Here is an 18,312-nt window from a genome sequence, read left to right on the forward strand (position 1 = left end):
TACAACTGGAAAAATATTTATTATGTATTTATTGACATATACAAAAAGAAAACGAGCGAATAGATTCGCTCGTTTTCTTTTTTCTGTTATTCCGCACTTAATTGGCTTTTTAATTGTTGTACAATCATCGGATTTGCAGGTGCTGCCGGTTTGTAATAACTCTTTTGCTTTGCATACTCATACATATTACGTTGACGCATTTCATCTTGATTACGAATTTGAATTAACGTTTGGTGTAACTGTTCATTATCAGACTGAGCGATATAGTTTGCATAACTTGTTAAACTTGCATTTAATCCTGCTAAATAATCATTTACCATATCTTTTTCATTCATCTTTCGCTTCCTCCTATCCTAAGAAAGTCATTAATTGTTGTTTCGTATTTCGTGCATCTTGCGCATCTTTTTGTAGCATTTGTTTCAGTTGTGGATCCGTACACGTCTGTGCATACTGCTCCAACTTGTTAATAATTGTTGCATGTCCACCAATTAAATGACGTAAGTTTTCTACTTCAAGCTCTGTTAAATTTTGCATAGAATACTCCTACCTTTCTTTATTCGTTCACTGTTAGTATTTAGCTATTTTTTGATTGTATACATAAATTAACTTTTTCACGTGCATACAAAATAAAAGATGAATAGCTAAGCCATTCATCTTTTATACTGGTTATGTATTTATTTTTATAGAGATACAATCATACTTATACTCACAAGTAAGTTCCATACAATATGTAAAATAATACTAGGTATAATAGATTGTGTCTTTTTGTATAACATTGCAAATACCATTCCCATAATCGTTGCCGTAATTAGAAGACCTCCATGAAGAATTCCAAAAATGAAGGAAGAAATAATGATACTAACTAAAAAATTATATCTCTTTTCTAAAAATCGATATAAAATACCTCGAAATAGAATTTCTTCTTTAACCGGTGTAATGATAGCAACACTTAACACATATATAATACTTTGTATGCTATTTTGAAGGCTTAAACTTCCTAATTGTTCCTTTTGTTCTGCTGCACTTTCAAAACTAAATACATGTAACATTAAATATTGTGATACTGCAATGATAATAAAACCAATTAATAGATATAAATATGTCTTCCCACTCTTCAAAACGGATAAATCCCAAATAGATTTAATAAAATGAAGAACCGGTTTATAAGCTAATAAAACGATAGCAACAACAGATGCATCGAATAAGAGCAAATAATATCCTTCTAATTTAGTACTTAATGCTTCTTCTCCATAAATCCCAAAGGCTAAACCAAGGAATAATCCTCCTAGGAGTGAAATCCCTATAATCATTGCTATCATTACAAATAGATTTTTATATGTTATATTCTCTATTTTTCTTTCCGCACTATACGCTTCTAACACTGTTTTACTCACAGTATCCCTCCAGTTATTCTCATTTATATCATTAAAATCCTTTAATTTAAATATAAAGATAATATAACAAATTTTACAAAAAGAATAATATGCAATTTTACATATTATAAAAACTTTATATTTTATAGTTTTAGGAATAGAATTGCTATGCAATAATTATTATATGAAATTTCAAAAAACACTTCCTATTCACCATAACCCTCGCATCATATAAAACTTATTAGTTAAAGGAGCAATGAACATGAAAACACATGACTTCCTTACAGAAATCCAGAAGGGCTCTGAGCCTAGTCCATATCAAGATCCAATCTCATTTATTTTCGTTTGCCTTTCCTTAGCCATATACACATTTTTCAAACCTGCTAAATAATATTATTTAATAAGGAAAAACCTACCATTCTTTTGGAATCATATGCACTAAAAAAACCTTAGAATCATTTCTAAGGTTCCCGGCTATTCATATTCAAGACACTATACTGATAAGTAACGAAAGAATTAATAATCCAACTACCAATCCACCAGTTACTTGTGCTATAAATTTCTTTTGTGCGCCCGCACTTGAAACAATATATCGGAAGTATAATATACCACCTACTGCAATAAGAATACATTCCAATATGATACTAATAGCCGGAAATCGCCACAATCCAAAACCGAGCATAGGTAAGTCTCCGTAATTCCCCGGAAGTAACGGCAAATCAGCACGATGCACAAGTAAATCAAGAATCCAATGACTAAAAACTACAGCACCAACAACAAAACCACTCCGCTTGCCCCAAAACCTCATACCTACTATCCCTGCAACAAAAGCAATAAACAGTGCCCCTATTAAAGAGTGTGAATAATCCGCATGAATGATTGCTTCACCATAACCATTACTATAAATAGACTCAATTGTCTCTACTCCTAAAACATAAAGCGGCAAAAAAATGACATCCAACAATTGTGTGCTTAACATGAGAACCCAAAGTGGTAGTTTCGGTGACTTTGTTTTCACTACTGCTGCTAAACCAAAATGCCCTGCAAACATTTCATATCACATCCTTTTGCAATTTTGCCTCCAGTAAATCGCAGCCTACTATACAAAAAGCATGATTAATAACAAATTCATGTTTTCTCGCTTCTTATTCACTCTCTCATTCCATGTAACCCTTTGATAAACGTTTCCAATAATACATGTAAACTTATATCCAAATCTAACGGCAAACCAAATCCACCTTGCTGTTCAATCGACGCAAATCCATGACAAATACTTCTAAATCCACGTGTCGCATGAAGTGCATTCTCTCCTTCTAAGCCGTACTGTTGTAAAACCTGAAGACAAAGCTTTACAATTCCGTCACCTGCTTTCCTTACTTCTTCATCTCGTAAAAAAGTTGCTTCATACAGTCCAGGATGTTTTCGGACAAATGCTACATACGCTTCTCCTAAAGCATGAATTGCTTCATCCATCCGTTTACCTTCCGCCGCTTCTTCCAGTCTGTTATACAGCTGTTTGATTCCGTAAATACCAAGATGTTTCCGTACATCTTGTAAACCTTTCACATGATTGTATAGCGAGGGGGAACGTACCCCTAATGTTTGCGCTAATGAAGCTAACGTTACTTCTTGTATTCCATTTGTATCTGCAATTTCTGCTGCTGTTTCTACAATTTTCTGTAATGTAAGTCCGATTCTCGGTGACATCAATTAACCCTCTTTTCTACTTTCTATATTCCGCTTCGCTTCCTTAATAGCAAGCTCTATGACAGCCCCTGGATCGTTTATCATTTTTCCATGTCCTGCCGCAAGCAAGGACGGCTCATATTCTCTTAACTTCTCTGCACTTTGTAATGCAACTTCTTTACTCCACGTTGCCATCGCCGGAAACGGAAACCAAAATTTCATTTGTCCTGAAACAGCCATACCTCCTCTTGTTTGGAATGCATCCCCGACAATCAGAGCTTTATTTCTTATATCAAGAAACGACATGGAGCCTGGCGTATGTCCCGGTGTCATAATCGCAAGAAGCGATCCAACTCGGTCGCCATCTTCCAATAAAACATCAGGTACCGTTTTTACCTTTTTAGGTACACCGCCTTTTATCGGTATATTCGGTTCATCCTTTTGTAACGTCGTATCTCCTTCTAACAGCTTTGCGTCTCGCTTAGAAATATAGACTGGAACATGAGGAAGTACTTCCTTTAATGCGTCTAATGCACCGATGTGATCATCATGTGCATGTGTTAATACAATATTCGTAATTGGTTTTCCTATTTTCTCAGCCGCCTGTAAAATCCCTTTTGCGCTATATGGCAAAGCAGCATCAATTAAAGTTAAACCATCTTCTTCCTCCACAAAGTAACAATTTACAGGAAACACTCTTGGCAAAAATGACAATTGATATACCGTTTTTTCATGCATCATTCTCATATTCCCATCTCCCTTTTCACGAAAACTAATGCTATTAGTTTTATTATACTAATGGCATTAGTTTTATGTCACTAAAAATTTCTTTTTTTCAAAAAAAAATAACAGTAGTCGTTTATACGACTACTGTTATTTATAGATATTAAACTGTGTAACGCTCATCTTCTAAAATTTTCGCAGCGATTTCACGTTTCTTCGGAATTACGTTAAGTGGTGTGTGGCGAGTTAATTTACGTAATGATGATAACATCATGCGCAGCATGTCGCCGTTTTCAACTGCGATAAGTGTTTCTTTCGCATCTGCTTCGATTTCGTTAAATGCTTCTTGGCAGAATACTTCAGTGTATAACACTTTTTGTTTATTCTTTTCAAGACCAGTTGTTTTGATTGCTTTTTCTGTACGAAGAACAGCTGATTCCATTGCGTATAGATTGCTTACGATGTCAGCGATATTGACAAGAATTTCTTGCTCTTTATCTAATGCTTTACCGTATTTTTGAGCAGCTAATCCAGCTACCATTAAGCCGATTTTCTTCGCGTTAGTTACTAAATATTTTTGAAGTGCTAATGGCTCATCGCCTACTTCTTCTGGCATCATCATCATTAACTCTTCTTGTAATTTTTGTGCTTTCTGAAGAAGTGGTAATTCACCTTTCATCGCTTTACGTAAGAACGTACCTGGTACGATTAGGCGGTTAATTTCATTCGTTCCTTCGAAAATACGGTTAATACGAGAATCGCGGTACATTCTTTCAATCTCGTACTCTGCCATAAATCCGTAACCACCGTGAATTTGAACACCTTCATCTACTGTATAATCTAGTACTTCAGAACCGAATACTTTATTTAAAGAGCACTCGATTGCATATTCAGCGATAGAAGCTGCTACTGCTTTACCGTCTTTTACTTCTTCTTCAGATAATGTGCTCATGCGGCTTTCGAATAAACCTACTGTACGATATACAGAGCTTTCAGCTGCATATGTTTTTGCTGCCATATTCGCAAGTTTCTCTTGAATTAATGGGAAGCGAGCGATTGGTTGTTTGAACTGTTGACGTTGGTTTGCATATTGTGCTGAAATCTCTACTGCACGTTTCGCAGATCCAACTGTACCAACACCTAATTTATAACGACCGATATTTAAAATGTTGAATGCGATAATATGACCTTTACCGATTTCACCAAGTAAATTTTCTTTCGGTACTAACGCATCTTCTAAAATTAACGTACGAGTTGAAGAACATTTAATACCCATTTTCTTTTCTTCTGGGCTTGTAGATACACCAGCGTAGTCTTTCTCTACGATAAATGCTGAGAAATGCTCTCCATCAATTTTTGCATATACGATAAATACGTCAGCGAATGCAGAGTTTGTAATCCACTGTTTTTCACCATTTAATACGTAATGTGTACCTTCTGCATTTAAACGTGCCGTTGTTTTTGCGCCTAATGCGTCGGATCCGGAACCCGGCTCTGTTAATGCGTATGCAGCTAATTTTTCACCAGTTGCAAGTAATGGTAAATACTTTTTCTTTTGCTCTTCGTTACCGAATAACACGATTGGTAAAGATCCGATACCTACGTGAGCACCGTGAGTAATTGCAAAGCCACCAGCGCGAGAGAATTTCTCTGCGATTAACGCTGAACTTACTTTATCAAGACCAATTCCACCATACTCTTCTGGTACGTCAGCGCCTAATAAACCAAGTTCCCCAGCTTCTTTTAAAAGACGAACAGAACGATCAAACTCATGTTGCTCTAAATATTCAAGCTCTGGAAGAACTTCATTTACAATAAAGTCCTCTGTCGTTTTTGCAATCATTTTATGCTCAGATGAAAAATCTTCTGGCGTAAACACTTGATCAATCGTAATCTCATCTACTAAAAAGCTACCGCCTTTAACCGCATTTCCTACTGTTTTTTCCATGAAAATTTCCTCCTTCATATTTTCATAAGCCGCTTCTTCCGTTTTGAAAGAAGCTGGCTCTCCCGTTTATTTTTTATAAACCTTTGTTGCTTCCATTCTTTGCATTGGCAGCGTCTCGTTCTGAGCAAGCCGCCTCCACTTTTTTCATAATCCAGTTCCAGTGGCTAGAACAGTCGGTCGTTTCACCCCTTCCTGTGAGGCAAAAAGCGCCTCTTCGTCAGGGCTTCCAACGCCCTCCTGTTCTGAACGAGCCACCTGCACTTTTTTTATAGTAATTCAAACACTCCTGCTGCTCCCATTCCGCCGCCGATACACATTGTTACGATACCGAATTGTTCGTTGCGACGTTTCATTTCGTGAATAAGAGATAGTGTTAGTTTTGCTCCTGTACAGCCAAGTGGATGTCCAAGTGCGATTGCACCGCCGTTTACGTTTACTTTTTCTTCATCTAAACCAAGTTCACGAATAACTTGAATGGATTGAGAAGCGAATGCTTCATTTAGTTCGAATAGGCCGATATCTGATAGCTCTAAACCAGCTAATTTTAACGCCTTTGGAATCGCTGCAATCGGGCCGATTCCCATCACTTCTGGTGGTACACCAGCTACTGCAAATGAACGGAATTTCGCAAGTGGTTTCATGCCATCGCTCACTGCTTTTTCACGATCCATTAATAGTACAGATGCTGCACCGTCACTCATTTGTGAAGAGTTACCAGCTGTTACAGAACCGCGAACGTTAAATGCTGGACGTAATTTACCTAAAATGTCTAGCGTCGTTTCTGCTCTTACACCTTCGTCTTGTGCGAAAATGATTGTTTCTTCTTGCAGTTTGTTATTTGATCCAACAGTACGTAACGTTACATCTACAGATACTGTTTCATCAGCAAAGTTTCCTGCAGCTAATGCTTTCGCAGCACGTTGATGACTTCTTACTGCAAATGCATCTTGCTCTTCACGAGAAATTCCATATTTCACAGCAACTTGCTCTGCTGTATGTCCCATACCCATATAATATTCTGGAGCTGCCTCTACAAGGCGACTATTTGGACGAACAACATGTCCCATCATTGGAACTAAACTCATTGATTCCGCTCCGCCGGATAATACCGCTTCCGAGTGACCAAGCATAATGCGCTCTGCTCCGTAAGCGATACTTTGTAAACCTGAAGAACAGTAACGGTTAATTGTAATAGCTGGAACATCGTAAGAAAGTCCTGCTAATCCGCCGATATTACGAGCCATATTTAAACCTTGCTCTGCTTCTGGCATCGCACAACCGAAAATTAAATCATCGATTGGTCCTTCATAATTCGCACGCTTTAACGTTTCCTTTACTACTAACGCCCCTAGATCGTCAGGACGAACTGTTTTTAATGAACCCCTCTTTGCTTTTCCAATTGGTGTTCTTGCTCCCGCAACAATGACAGCTTCTCTCATGAACGATATCTCCCCTCGTTATTAGTTACGTAATGGCTTTCCTTTTACAAGCATGTGCTGCATTCTTGCTTGTGATTTCATCTCACTTACTAAGCTAATAAATGCTTCACGTTCTACATCTAATAAATACTGCTCATCAACTTCTGTTCCATACGGCACTTTTCCGCCCGCAATGACATATGCAAGTTTCTTCGCAATGTGAAGATCGTACTCTGAAATGTAACCAGATAAGTGCATTGCTTCTGCACCAAGTGCAAGAGTTGCATATCCTGTTTCACCAACAACCGGTATCTTTTTACGAATCGGTGCTTTATAACCAGCTTCATATAAAGCAAGTGCTTTCTGTTTCGCATCGTATAGTAAGTGATCACCATTCACACTAATACCATCTTTATCACCTAAGAAGTTATGAGAAACTGCTTCTTGTCCTGAAGTTGAAACTTTCGCCATTGCCACTGTTTCAAACACTTTATTTGCAACTTTTTGTAGATCAAATTCTACGCCGTTTGCCATTTTATTTAAGTGCTTAATGTATAGCTCTTTATTACCGCCTCCGCCAGGGATTAAGCCAACACCAACTTCTACTAAGCCCATATACGTTTCACTAGAAGCTTGAATGCTAGCTGCTGGTAAGCAAACTTCTGTACCTCCGCCAAGCGTCATACCATATGGTGCTGCTACAACTGGCTTAGAAGAGTATTTAATTTTCGTCATTGCATCTTGGAAGTTTTTCACAACCCACTCAATTTCAAAGTAATTGTCGTCTTGTGCTTCCATTAAGATCATTGCTAAGTTCGCACCAACGCAGAAGTTCTTCGATTGGTTACCGATAACAAGACCTTTATAATTCTTTTCTACTTCATCAACAGCGTAGTTAATCATTTGCGTAATATCCATACCGATTGCATTGCTCTTCGAATGGAATTCTAAACAAAGGATGCCGTCGCCTAAATCGATTAAGCTCGCTCCGCTATTTTTCTTTAATACGCCATTTTTCGCTTTTAATTGCTTAAGAGAAATTGCCTTTTTATTACGTTCGATTAGCTTATATTCGCCATTATCGTAATAGTAGCTATCTCCGTTATCATGTTTGTAGAAAGTAGTGAAACCTTTCTCTAACATTTCTTTCACCCAAGTCGGTACAACTACGCCGTTTTCTTCCATCTTTTGAACGGACTTTTCAACGCCGATTGCATCCCAAACTTCAAACGGTCCTTGCTCCCAGCCGAAGCCCCACTTCATCGCTTGGTCAATTGCAACGATATCGTCAGCAATTTCTTTATGAAGTTTTGCAGAGTATAAAAGAGTTGGTGTGATGATATTCCATAACAACTCTCCTGCGCGATCTTTCGCATATACAAGCGCTTTCAATTTATTCGATAAACCTTTTTCTTGTTTACTTAACTCGATCGATGCAGCTTTTAATTTTTTACGAGCTTCGTACTCCATCGTTTCTGGATTTAATTCTAAAATTTCTTTTCCTTGTTTTAAGAAGAATCCTTGACCTGTTTTGCTTCCAAGCCATTTTTTATCAAGCATGTCATGCATGAAAGCTGGTACTTTAAATACATCGCGCTCTTCTTCTTGTACGTTTTCATATACGTTATTTGCAACGTGTACGAATGTATCTAAACCGACAACATCTAATGTACGGAACGTTGCGCTCTTCGGACGACCAATAAGCGGGCCTGTTACTGAATCAACTTCCCCAATGCTATAGCCGCGTTTTACCATCTCTTGAAGAGTTACTAATAAACCGTACGTACCGATGCGGTTTCCAATAAAGTTTGGTGTGTCTTTTGCGATAACAACGCCTTTTCCAAGAACGTCTTCGCCAAATAGTTTCATGAAGCTTAATACTTGTGGATCTGTTTCTTTCGTCGGTATTACCTCTAGAAGTTTTAAATATCGTGGTGGGTTAAAAAAGTGTGTGCCTAAGAAGTGTTTCTGGAAGTCGTCTGAACGACCTTCTGCCATTTTTTCAACTGAAATGCCTGACGTATTCGAGCTTACGATAGAACCCGGTTTACGAACAGCATCTACTTTTTTAAATAATTTCTTTTTAATATCTAAGTTTTCAACTACTACTTCAATAATCCAATCTACATCAGCTAGACGCTCAAGATCATCTTCTAAGTTACCTGCTTCAATCAGTGCTAAATTTCCTTTCACTGTCAGAGGAGCTGGTTTTTGCTTTAATAGTTTTTGCAGTGCCGTATTACTAAAACGATTTCTCACACTTTTATGTTCTAATGTAAGTCCCTTCGCTTCTTCTTCTTTCGTAAGCGCAGGTGGTACAATATCAAGCAATAATGTCGGAATACCAATATTAGCTAAGTGTGCCGCAATTCCTGAACCCATTACGCCTGACCCTAGAACAGCAGCCTTTTTAATTTGGAACATCCAATTCTCCCCCTATTCTTGAATGAATGCTCATTCAATTTTTCGACATAAGTCGCAATCAATGAGTGAGCCTCTACTAATAAATATATGATACTATTTAAATTTTCGCAATATATTTATTGATAAAATTTTCTGAAATAAAGCAAAACTTTAATCAGTAAGGGTTTCCTTCATCCCCTACTGATTATTAGCCCTCACCAATCGGACTTTTATGGGCAGTTGATCCCCACCTAACTTCTTTGCTTTCGCTGAATTTTGAGATGAGGGTCTTACTGCCCATTAAAGTGGGATAAATATTTTTCTTTTATTTGCCCATGCTATATATGTATTTTCTTCACGAAAATACACTTTCCCTTTTTATAATCTGACGAAACTGGAGGAATATATATGGCAAAACTTAAGAAGAACCCTTCAAAGGCTGGAATTAGCGCAGCAAGTGTGACAGGAAACGCTGGCCCAACTGATCGAGGTGTAGAAAAAGGACGTCAAGGTAATAACCAACAATATAAGAAGCATAATATGGGCGAAAAATAACGCTATATTTTTGGGCAGAGAACGTGGCATAATGGGTAATGGCTGCTTTTTCTGCCCAATTTATTTGTAACAAATGAGGGAATTATAATGAAACGAACAATAGTTATGATTGTAATGATTGCCACACTCTTTACAGGGATGATTTTCTTCTCTTACGCACAAAGACAACAAACTGTAAGAGCCGATCAACCTAGCATCACTGGGCAATACGGAATTACAATCGATGCAGACACAGGTGAGATTTTGTATGGAAAACGAGAAGACGAACGCTCTTATCCGGCTAGTATAGCCAAAATGATGACAACCCTTCTTTTACTAGAGAATGTAAAAGAGGATGAGGAAATTACAGTTACAGAGAACGCAATTAAAACAGAAAGTCAAAGTAAGAAAATTAAACTTCGTGCTGGGGAAAAGTTAAAACGTGATGAGGCATTAAAACTGATGCTTATCATTAGTGCAGACCCAATAGCTGAATCCATCGCAGAACATATCGCAGGATCAAAAAATGAATTTGTAAAAATGATGAATGCTAGAGCGAAGGAACTCGGTACAAAGCATGCGACTTTCAAAAACGCAAGTGGTGCTGATGCACTAGGAAACAAAGTATCACCATATGACATTGCTATAATTACGAAAGAAGCATTAAAGTACCCAGTTGTTTTAGAATATATGAATTCAACGCGTACAACTCTACATACTTCAGAACGCTCTCCAAAGATTGCAAACTATGGACGAGAAGAACTATATGACGATCCATATGCAATTGGAAGTAAAAGCGGTCTATCAGCACTCGGAAAATATACAGTCGTAACAGTGGATGAGAAAGACGGTAAACGTGTCATTAATGTTGTATTATCTTCTACTCGCAAGCAACTGTATCCTGATACAAAGAAAATGGCACATTACGCATTTCAGCAATTAAAATAACCAAGGAGTATTTTCTCCTTGGTTATTTTTTAACCATACCTTTTAATACGAACGCAACGTTTGCTGGACGCTCTGCTAGACGACGCATGAAGTAGCCATACCAGTCGTTTCCATAAGGTACGTAAACACGCATTTTGTAACCTTCTTTTACTAGCTCAAGTTGACGCTCATTACGAATACCATATAACATCTGGAATTCAAATTGATCCCTTGGAATGTTGTGTTCTTCGGCAAGTTTTTTCGTATATTCAATAATCGCTTCGTCATGTGAAGCAATTGCAGTATAATTTCCATTTAATAAGTGCATTTTAATAATCTTTTTATAATTGTCATCTACATCTTTCTTGTCCGGGAACGCCACTTCTTCAGGTTCTTTATAAGCCCCTTTTACAAGACGTAAATTAGGATTATAAGCATTTAAGTCCTCAATATCTTTTTCTGTACGATATAGGTAAGCTTGAATAACAGTACCAATATTATCGTACTCAGACTTTAACTGTTTAAAGATATCAATTGTCTTTCCACAGCGTGTATAATCTTCCATATCAATTGTAACGAACACACCATTTTCTTTTGCAGCTTCTAGAATGCGGCGCATATTGTTCATTACGATTTCATCAGAGATATCTAATCCCATAGAAGTCATCTTTAAAGAAAGTTGCGAATCAAGACCTTCTCTTCCAATTGCACGGATTGCTTCAATCGATTGGTTAGCCATTTCATTTGCTTCCGCTTCATTATCAACGAATTCCCCTAAATAATCGATTGTTACGCAAAGTCCTTGCTTGTTCAATTGTTTAATAGCTGCTGTCGCTAATTCAATTGTCTCCCCTGCGACAAAGCGACCTGCACCAAAGCGTAAACCGTACTTTTTAGCCAGCTTTGTTAGCGCTTTATTTTTAGATAAGAAAAGAAACGAATTTCGCATTAATTGTTCCATGTAATTCACCCCTATGACTTGATTTATCTGTTTTTTACCCCTCTTCAAAATTATATCATTGTTTAAAATTATTGGATACAAATAATTATTTAGATAATTTATAAAATACTATAAAAACATTTAAAACCCTATATTCTCGCTTATAAATATGACTAAAATATTTTTCGACATTTAGAAAAATGGAGTTTACTAGGCGCAAAATAGGCATGTCGAAAATATTCGACATACCTATAAAACCCTTTATATTCCATGTAAATTATATAAGGATATTAATACAGAAAACTTGAGATTATATTTTCTCCAAGCTTTTTTATTGCTCATTTCTCTTTTCTTCATTCAGCCTTTTAATATCTGTAATTAACTGCACCATCTCTTCTTTTGCATCCGGATATGTTTCATTCCAATGCTTCACTAAAGCCGGCATCGTCTTCGCTATGTAAGAATACAGTGCCCACTTCTGCACCTGTTCTTTTCTCTCTTCATTGCTCTCTCCAAGTAATAGTTCCGTGTATTTCTCTAACAACCCGTCAAATTGTTCATTAAACTTTTCACTCATCTTATCTACCTCCTATATGAAAAAAGCAGCGAAAATCGCTGCTTTTCTTTATAATTTTGATCGAACAGAGTTTAATTTTTTCTCCATTGTGCTTACTTTATCACGACGATCATCAATACGAATTGTTGTTGCAACGCGCTGTGCACCTTTCGTATATGGAACTTCATGCATTTGTTGAATAACTTCTAGAATGACAGGAAGATCTCCTTCAATAACTGTATTCATTGGTGTTAATTGATACTTCACGCGATCTGCATTTTTCTCTAGCACCTTTTGTACTTCTGCTACATACTCACTAACACTTGGATTACCTGTTCCTACTGGAATAATCGATACGTCAACAATTGCCATAGTAGTCTTCCTCCTATACTTGCTTCTTATATATATCCATTGTCTATTTTACCGAAATACGCAGCATTTTACTAATTTGTTATTCCTCTATTTTAAATTGCTCAACCAATCTTTCTAAGTCTCTCATATGCTCCGTCAAGCTTTCCATCGTATGAGCTACCTTTTCTAGATGATTCACTTGTGATTCAGTCGCAGCATTTACCTCTTCCGAAACCGCTGCGCTTTCTTGACTCGTACCGGCAATTGTATGCATTACCGCTGTAATTTCTCCTTGCTCGTGACCGATGTTATGTACCTCTTCTACAATTTGTTCCACTGAAGTACTAATCGTATTTACAACTGACATAATTGTGCGGAATTCTGTTTCTGCCTCTGTCGTAACTGTATTTTGTATATCCGCGATATCTTTCAATTTACTTACAACTTCTACAACTCGCCTTACCTCTACTTGTACATCACCAATCATCGTCGCAATTTCTACTGTTGCTTCTTTTGATTGTTCCGCTAATTTTCGAACTTCTTCAGCAACAACAGCAAAACCTTTACCTTGTTCGCCCGCACGTGCCGCCTCGATTGAAGCATTTAAAGCAAGTAAATTCGTTTGATCCGAAATCCCCTTTATAAGCTCTACCACATTTTGAATCGAGCCAACTCTTTGTTCTAACTTTCCGGATGCTTCCTCTGTATGAACAACAATCGAAGATGATTGACCCCTTGTACGAACTAAATTACGCATCGTATTTAGCCCTTGCTTAGATGCCTCTTCCGCTTTGCCAGCCACCCCTTTTATTTCACCAACAGAGTTATTCATTTGTTCCACTGACTGCGCCATATTCTCGAGCTGTTCTGAAACTTCATCTACACTATTAGCAAGAGTGGACGCTCCTCCGCTCACATCATCCATTGCCCCTGACACTTCTCTACTAGCAGCTACAGTTTCATTCGTTAAATAATGTAGATTATTCGTTGATTGCTGCACAGTTGATACACTATTTTTAATTTTACTTACCATTTCATTCATTTGCTCAACCATATGATTAAAATGGTTCGTCAGTTCTCCAACTTCATCCTTACTTGTCACTTTCATTTGCAACGTTAAATCACCTTCTGCTACTTTTTGAACGTGATTCGTTAATAGTTGCAGTGGTCTTGCTAGCCTTCTTGAGAACAAGTATGAAGCTACGATTCCAACTAATAAACTAATACATGCCATTATAATGACTGTATTTCTCGTACTATTTAATAGCCCATCAATCGTTTCTTTCGGATAAACAATCCCAATTTTCCATTTCATCTTATCAAACAGTTGACTATAGGCTACTACATCTTTTCCGCCTAATGTTGTCACCGCAAATTTTGTTTCATCTTTATTCAAACTTTTTAAAAGAGGTTCCTTTGAAACATCTTTTCCTACTTTCTCTGGATATACAATGGCAATATTTTTATCATTTACGATAAACATTTCTCCGCCGTTATTATATTGAATATTGTGGAGTAGCTTTTGAATTGTTCCTAGTGATACATCCATTGCTACTACTCCTAATACAGAACCATCTTGTCCGACAATGGCTTTTGAAACCCCAATGCTTAACTTACCTGTCGCAATTTCATATTGTGGTTGTCCCCAAATAATTGATTTTGTATCGGATTCAGATGCTTTATACCACTGACGACTTGTTGGATCATACCCTTCCGGTACTTTTCCTCCGTCAGCAAGATTTGCACTCAATGTTTTTTTATCTTTTGTCCCAATGTATACATCTAAAATATCAGGATGGTTCTTTTTAAATCTTGAAAACTCTTTTAAAATAAAGCTCTCTTCTTCTACAGTAACTCCATCTTGTAACATGTTTTGAATATCATCATGACTTCCATAATGACCCATATCTTCTTCAATTCGCTGCATAAATGCAGTTAACTGCTCTGTCACAAGATCCATCGTATTTTGAGAATACTGGTCTAAGGAGCGCACTTCCTTCTCTTTCTGTAATTGATACATAGCTGTACCTAATATTACGAACATCATAGAAATAAGTACCGAAAATACTACCGCAATTTTTAAACGTAAACTTCTTAACATCTTCCCCCAAGCATCCCCTTCGTATTGAATTCAATTCTTATTAATCATTATATTAAGTATAATAGATAAAATTAAAAAATTGAAATTAATTCTCACCTTAATACAATTAGAAAACTGACTACCACTTGTGCAAAAACAAATAGTTCATTATCCTTAAAATATAATCTCATTCGTTCGGAGGTAACTATGTTACAAAAATTCGGTTTCTCACAATATGAAAGCCAAGCTTACGAAGTTGTCGTATCAAGCAACGAACCATTAGATGCTACAACGATTGTGAAGCATTCTGGTGTACCAAAAGCCAAAATATATGAAGTGCTTGCACGCCTAATCGATAAAGGAATGGTAATGGATTCTGTTTCGGAGAAGAAAAAGATGTATACAGCATTACCACTCAAGCTAGCAATTGAAAAATTAACGACAGAATTTCAATCCAACATTAAAGAATTAGAGACAACTATATCGAAAAAATCATTTACAGATGACCGTGTATGGAGCTTAAAAATGCAATCGTCTATTCGCGTTCAAAGTAAAGAACTCATCGAAAGTGCAAAAGAATCGATTCGCATTTCAGCTTGGAACGATACTCTTTTAGAATATCTTCCGTTATTAGAAGAAAAGGCAAAACAAGGCGTCAAAACCGAGTCCCTTATAGTTGGAAAAGTAGAAACAGACTTAGAAAACATGCATTTTCTAATCCCAGCCGAAGAGCCTAACGCGCTAGAGCGATACTTACTGCTCATCGTTGACGACCGCGAAATTTTATTTGCTGGCGTAGAACAAGAGTCATGGCAAGCAATGAAAACAATGTCACAACCATTCGTGAAGTTCTTTACAGAATTTTTCTATCATGACGTTGCACTTGCAAAGATTACTCAGAAACACCATGACCTCTTTATGGAAGATGAGGAAATTAAGAGTTTGTTGATGAAGTTGAGATACTAAAAAACGCCTCTATTACAAGGCGTTTTTTTCTACATTTCTTTTCTATTTTTCATCTTTAACACATAAGCTCCTGCAATAATAAAACCAAGTCCTAGAACAAATAAAACCGTAAATTCATTACCGACGCCGCCAGTAGCTGGCAAACGCACTTCATTATGAGTATTAGGTTGTTGCATCGGCTTCACATCAGCGGAAGGTTTCACTTCTCCATTCGGTGTTGGCTTATTTGGCTTAGAAGGAAGCGATGCCTTTTCTTCTTTCTTATTTTTCACAATATGTTTAATAATTTCTCCATCCTCTTTTATTTCAAATGCGAATGTCTCTTCATTTATTACATATCCATTTGGTGCTATTGTTTCTTTATACGTGTACTTTCCGTATGGTAGTTTGAATTTCGCTATACCTTTTTCATCCGTTTTTCCTTTTACTACTTCTTTCCCTTGTTCGTTGTAGATTGTAAACTCTGCATTTGGTAATTTCGTATTCCCATCCGCTACATCTACTTTCGTTATTTCTAACTCACCTTCTACCTTCTTATCTTGAACGATATGTTTAATAATTTCTCCATTCTCTTTTATTTCAAATCCGAATGTCTCTTCATTTATTACATATCCATTTGGCGCTATTGTTTCTTTATACGTGTACTTTCCGTATGGTAGTTTGAATTTCGCTATACCTTTTTCATCCGTTTTTCCTTTTACTACTTCTTTCCCTTGTTCGTTGTAGATTGTAAACTCTGCATTTGGTAATTTCGTATTCCCATCCGCTACATCTACTTTCGTTATTTCTAACTCACCTTCTACCTTCTTATCTTGAACGATATGTTTAATAATTTCTCCATTCTCTTTTATTTCAAATGCGAACGTCTCTTCATTTATTACATATCCATTTGGCGCTATTGTTTCTTTATACGTGTATTTTCCGTATGGTAGTTTGAATTTCGCTACACCTTTTTCATCCGTTTTCCCTTTTACTACTTCTTTCCCTTGTTCGTTGTAGATTGTAAACTCTGCGTTCGGTAACTTCGTATTTCCATCCGCTACATCTATTTTCGTTATTTCTAACTCACCTTTTACATTTTCATTTTTCAACTCTAATACAGCAGTTTCACCAGTTTTCACTTCAATTTTTTTAACGCTTCCGTCTAACACATATCCAGCTGGCGCTTGAATTTCTTTGACGCTATATATACCGATTGGAAGATTACCTAACTCCGCAATCCCCTTATCATTAGTCGTAACATTTTGTTTAAAGTTTTCATTAGAAACTTCAAACACCGCCCCTTTTAATAATTCCTTTTTTTCTCCTAATTTCATAATCTTTAAAGAGCCTACTGATTCCCAATTTACAACTAAATCTGTACTGATTTTCTCACTATTTCTTTGTAACAATACCGTTGTATTTTGAACTTTTTCCGGTCCTTTAAAAGCTATTGCTTGTAAATTTGTTAAAGTAGACTTCACTTTCATTTTAAAATTACCACTACTCGTATCTTTCGGGATTAAGATTTTGAATTTTTCGTTAATTGATAATGTGCTTTTCTCTTCTCCATTTTCATTTACAATTCGAAGCCCTTTAGGAGCATTTTCAGGAAGAATTGTATAAGAGCCAGAAACCGCATTTGTTTGCACTACATAAAATCCTGTTTCTAAATAATCACCTTTTTGTGTAGCAGTTTGTGAATCGACAGGATTAACTTTAAAAAATATATCTTGTGATCCAGTTTCTTTTTTTGAAGCCTCTACTAAACGCTTCATAAGATTATGTACACGTTCATTTTTTGCAACTAAATCTTCTTCCGTTAATTCATTTGCTGCAATCCATACTGCTAATTGTGTAGCATAATGCGCTTCTTCCATTGTCGCTACCCCTAATTCAGATGGGCTTTTTTGAGGATATCCATTTAATAAAACACGATATACGGCATCAGATGTTTTCCCCATCTCAGGCAAATCATCCCCATTGGGCGAACGTAAATCTGGCGTTAAACAATACGCAATACTACCCGAAGCCGTTTTAATTATTTCGGTCTTTATTTCACGCTGTTTCGAATTACTATAGCTCCAATCCATCTTATATGTTTCTCTGTTCATTACTTCTGCCTTTACTTGTGGCATTGCAATTCCTAATAAAATAATAAGAGCACTTAAAAAACTAAACCATTTTCCTGCCATCTTTCGTTTCATTCTCTCCACCACCATATATAAATTTCTACATGAATCAATCTTACTGTTTCATTGTACTTATAGTGAAAAAAAGAGAATAGGTGGTTTTTTTGTAGTATCTTGTCGAATTGTTGAGAAAGTTTCATAGTAATAAGCAACTTTAAAACGGTTTGTTGTCATGCTGCTATTGACAAATAAACATTACATGTTTCCAATTTTCAAACATAATAAAAAAGACACTT

The 18,312-nt window shown here is 36.6% G+C and carries 17 protein-coding genes; 3 read left to right on the forward strand and 14 right to left on the reverse strand.

The window, feature by feature from the left end; translation table 11 throughout:
* Positions 1-86: 86 nt before the first annotated feature.
* From AC0NJG_RS10005 to AC0NJG_RS10045, 9 genes are all read right to left on the reverse strand, one after another.
* Positions 87-335: a spore coat protein gene (locus AC0NJG_RS10005; RefSeq protein WP_001002987.1), complete on the reverse strand. Its 249-nt coding sequence runs from the start codon at positions 333-335 to the stop codon at positions 87-89.
* 13 nt (positions 336-348) lie between these two features.
* Positions 349-534 carry a hypothetical protein gene (locus tag AC0NJG_RS10010; RefSeq protein WP_001180555.1) on the reverse strand — a complete coding sequence of 62 codons (186 nt, stop codon included), beginning with the start codon at positions 532-534 and terminating at the stop codon, positions 349-351.
* Between the two features lie 146 nt (positions 535-680).
* Positions 681-1,394 carry a CPBP family intramembrane glutamic endopeptidase gene (locus AC0NJG_RS10015; RefSeq protein ID WP_087955014.1) on the reverse strand — a complete coding sequence of 238 codons (714 nt, stop codon included), beginning with the start codon at positions 1,392-1,394 and terminating at the stop codon, positions 681-683.
* 463 nt (positions 1,395-1,857) lie between these two features.
* Positions 1,858-2,424: a permease gene (locus AC0NJG_RS10020; protein ID WP_088326914.1), complete on the reverse strand. Its 567-nt coding sequence runs from the start codon at positions 2,422-2,424 to the stop codon at positions 1,858-1,860.
* A gap of 98 nt (positions 2,425-2,522) precedes the next feature.
* On the reverse strand, positions 2,523-3,080 hold the full coding sequence (locus tag AC0NJG_RS10025) for a TetR/AcrR family transcriptional regulator (RefSeq protein ID WP_087955016.1): 558 nt from the start codon (positions 3,078-3,080) through the stop codon (positions 2,523-2,525).
* A gap of 3 nt (positions 3,081-3,083) precedes the next feature.
* Positions 3,084-3,806, reverse strand: coding sequence for an MBL fold metallo-hydrolase (locus tag AC0NJG_RS10030; protein ID WP_087955017.1), 723 nt, complete (start codon positions 3,804-3,806; stop codon positions 3,084-3,086).
* Positions 3,807-3,945: 139 nt separating this feature from the next.
* Positions 3,946-5,730 carry an acyl-CoA dehydrogenase family protein gene (locus AC0NJG_RS10035; RefSeq protein ID WP_000416282.1) on the reverse strand — a complete coding sequence of 595 codons (1,785 nt, stop codon included), beginning with the start codon at positions 5,728-5,730 and terminating at the stop codon, positions 3,946-3,948.
* Positions 5,731-5,996: 266 nt separating this feature from the next.
* On the reverse strand, positions 5,997-7,169 hold the full coding sequence (locus AC0NJG_RS10040) for an acetyl-CoA C-acetyltransferase (protein WP_001206342.1): 1,173 nt from the start codon (positions 7,167-7,169) through the stop codon (positions 5,997-5,999).
* A gap of 21 nt (positions 7,170-7,190) precedes the next feature.
* Positions 7,191-9,572, reverse strand: coding sequence for a 3-hydroxyacyl-CoA dehydrogenase/enoyl-CoA hydratase family protein (locus AC0NJG_RS10045; RefSeq protein WP_474063012.1), 2,382 nt, complete (start codon positions 9,570-9,572; stop codon positions 7,191-7,193).
* 387 nt (positions 9,573-9,959) lie between these two features.
* On the opposite strand from AC0NJG_RS10045, the gene AC0NJG_RS10050 reads away from it, so the two are divergent.
* A complete protein-coding gene (locus AC0NJG_RS10050) occupies positions 9,960-10,106 on the forward strand; it encodes a YuzL family protein (RefSeq protein WP_001096347.1) in 147 nt (48 codons plus the stop codon).
* 87 nt (positions 10,107-10,193) lie between these two features.
* Positions 10,194-11,033 (forward strand): D-alanyl-D-alanine carboxypeptidase family protein, encoded by an 840-nt coding sequence (locus tag AC0NJG_RS10055; protein WP_087955019.1) that lies wholly within the window; start codon positions 10,194-10,196, stop codon positions 11,031-11,033.
* Positions 11,034-11,055: 22 nt separating this feature from the next.
* Here the strand turns inward: AC0NJG_RS10055 and AC0NJG_RS10060 are convergent, their stop codons facing one another.
* From AC0NJG_RS10060 to AC0NJG_RS10075, 4 genes are all read right to left on the reverse strand, one after another.
* Complete coding sequence (locus tag AC0NJG_RS10060) at positions 11,056-11,973, reverse strand: proline dehydrogenase family protein (protein ID WP_000436772.1); 918 nt, start codon at positions 11,971-11,973, stop codon at positions 11,056-11,058.
* Between the two features lie 310 nt (positions 11,974-12,283).
* Positions 12,284-12,529, reverse strand: a complete 246-nt coding sequence (locus AC0NJG_RS10065; RefSeq protein WP_001290594.1) for a YusU family protein — start codon at positions 12,527-12,529, stop codon at positions 12,284-12,286.
* A 48-nt stretch (positions 12,530-12,577) separates the two neighbouring features.
* Positions 12,578-12,880, reverse strand: a complete 303-nt coding sequence (locus AC0NJG_RS10070) for an MTH1187 family thiamine-binding protein (RefSeq protein ID WP_001018862.1) — start codon at positions 12,878-12,880, stop codon at positions 12,578-12,580.
* 79 nt (positions 12,881-12,959) lie between these two features.
* Positions 12,960-14,960, reverse strand: a complete 2,001-nt coding sequence (locus tag AC0NJG_RS10075; RefSeq protein ID WP_087955021.1) for a methyl-accepting chemotaxis protein — start codon at positions 14,958-14,960, stop codon at positions 12,960-12,962.
* Between the two features lie 186 nt (positions 14,961-15,146).
* Here AC0NJG_RS10075 and AC0NJG_RS10080 point away from each other — a divergent pair, with 186 nt between their 5' ends.
* Complete coding sequence (locus tag AC0NJG_RS10080) at positions 15,147-15,905, forward strand: TrmB family transcriptional regulator (protein ID WP_000939491.1); 759 nt, start codon at positions 15,147-15,149, stop codon at positions 15,903-15,905.
* A gap of 29 nt (positions 15,906-15,934) precedes the next feature.
* On the opposite strand, the gene AC0NJG_RS10085 is transcribed toward AC0NJG_RS10080, so the two are convergent.
* A complete protein-coding gene (locus AC0NJG_RS10085) occupies positions 15,935-18,091 on the reverse strand; it encodes a SpaA isopeptide-forming pilin-related protein (protein ID WP_474063013.1) in 2,157 nt (718 codons plus the stop codon).
* Between the last annotated feature and the right edge of the window lie 221 nt (positions 18,092-18,312).

The organism is Bacillus sp. SSR7 (genome assembly GCF_055902415.1).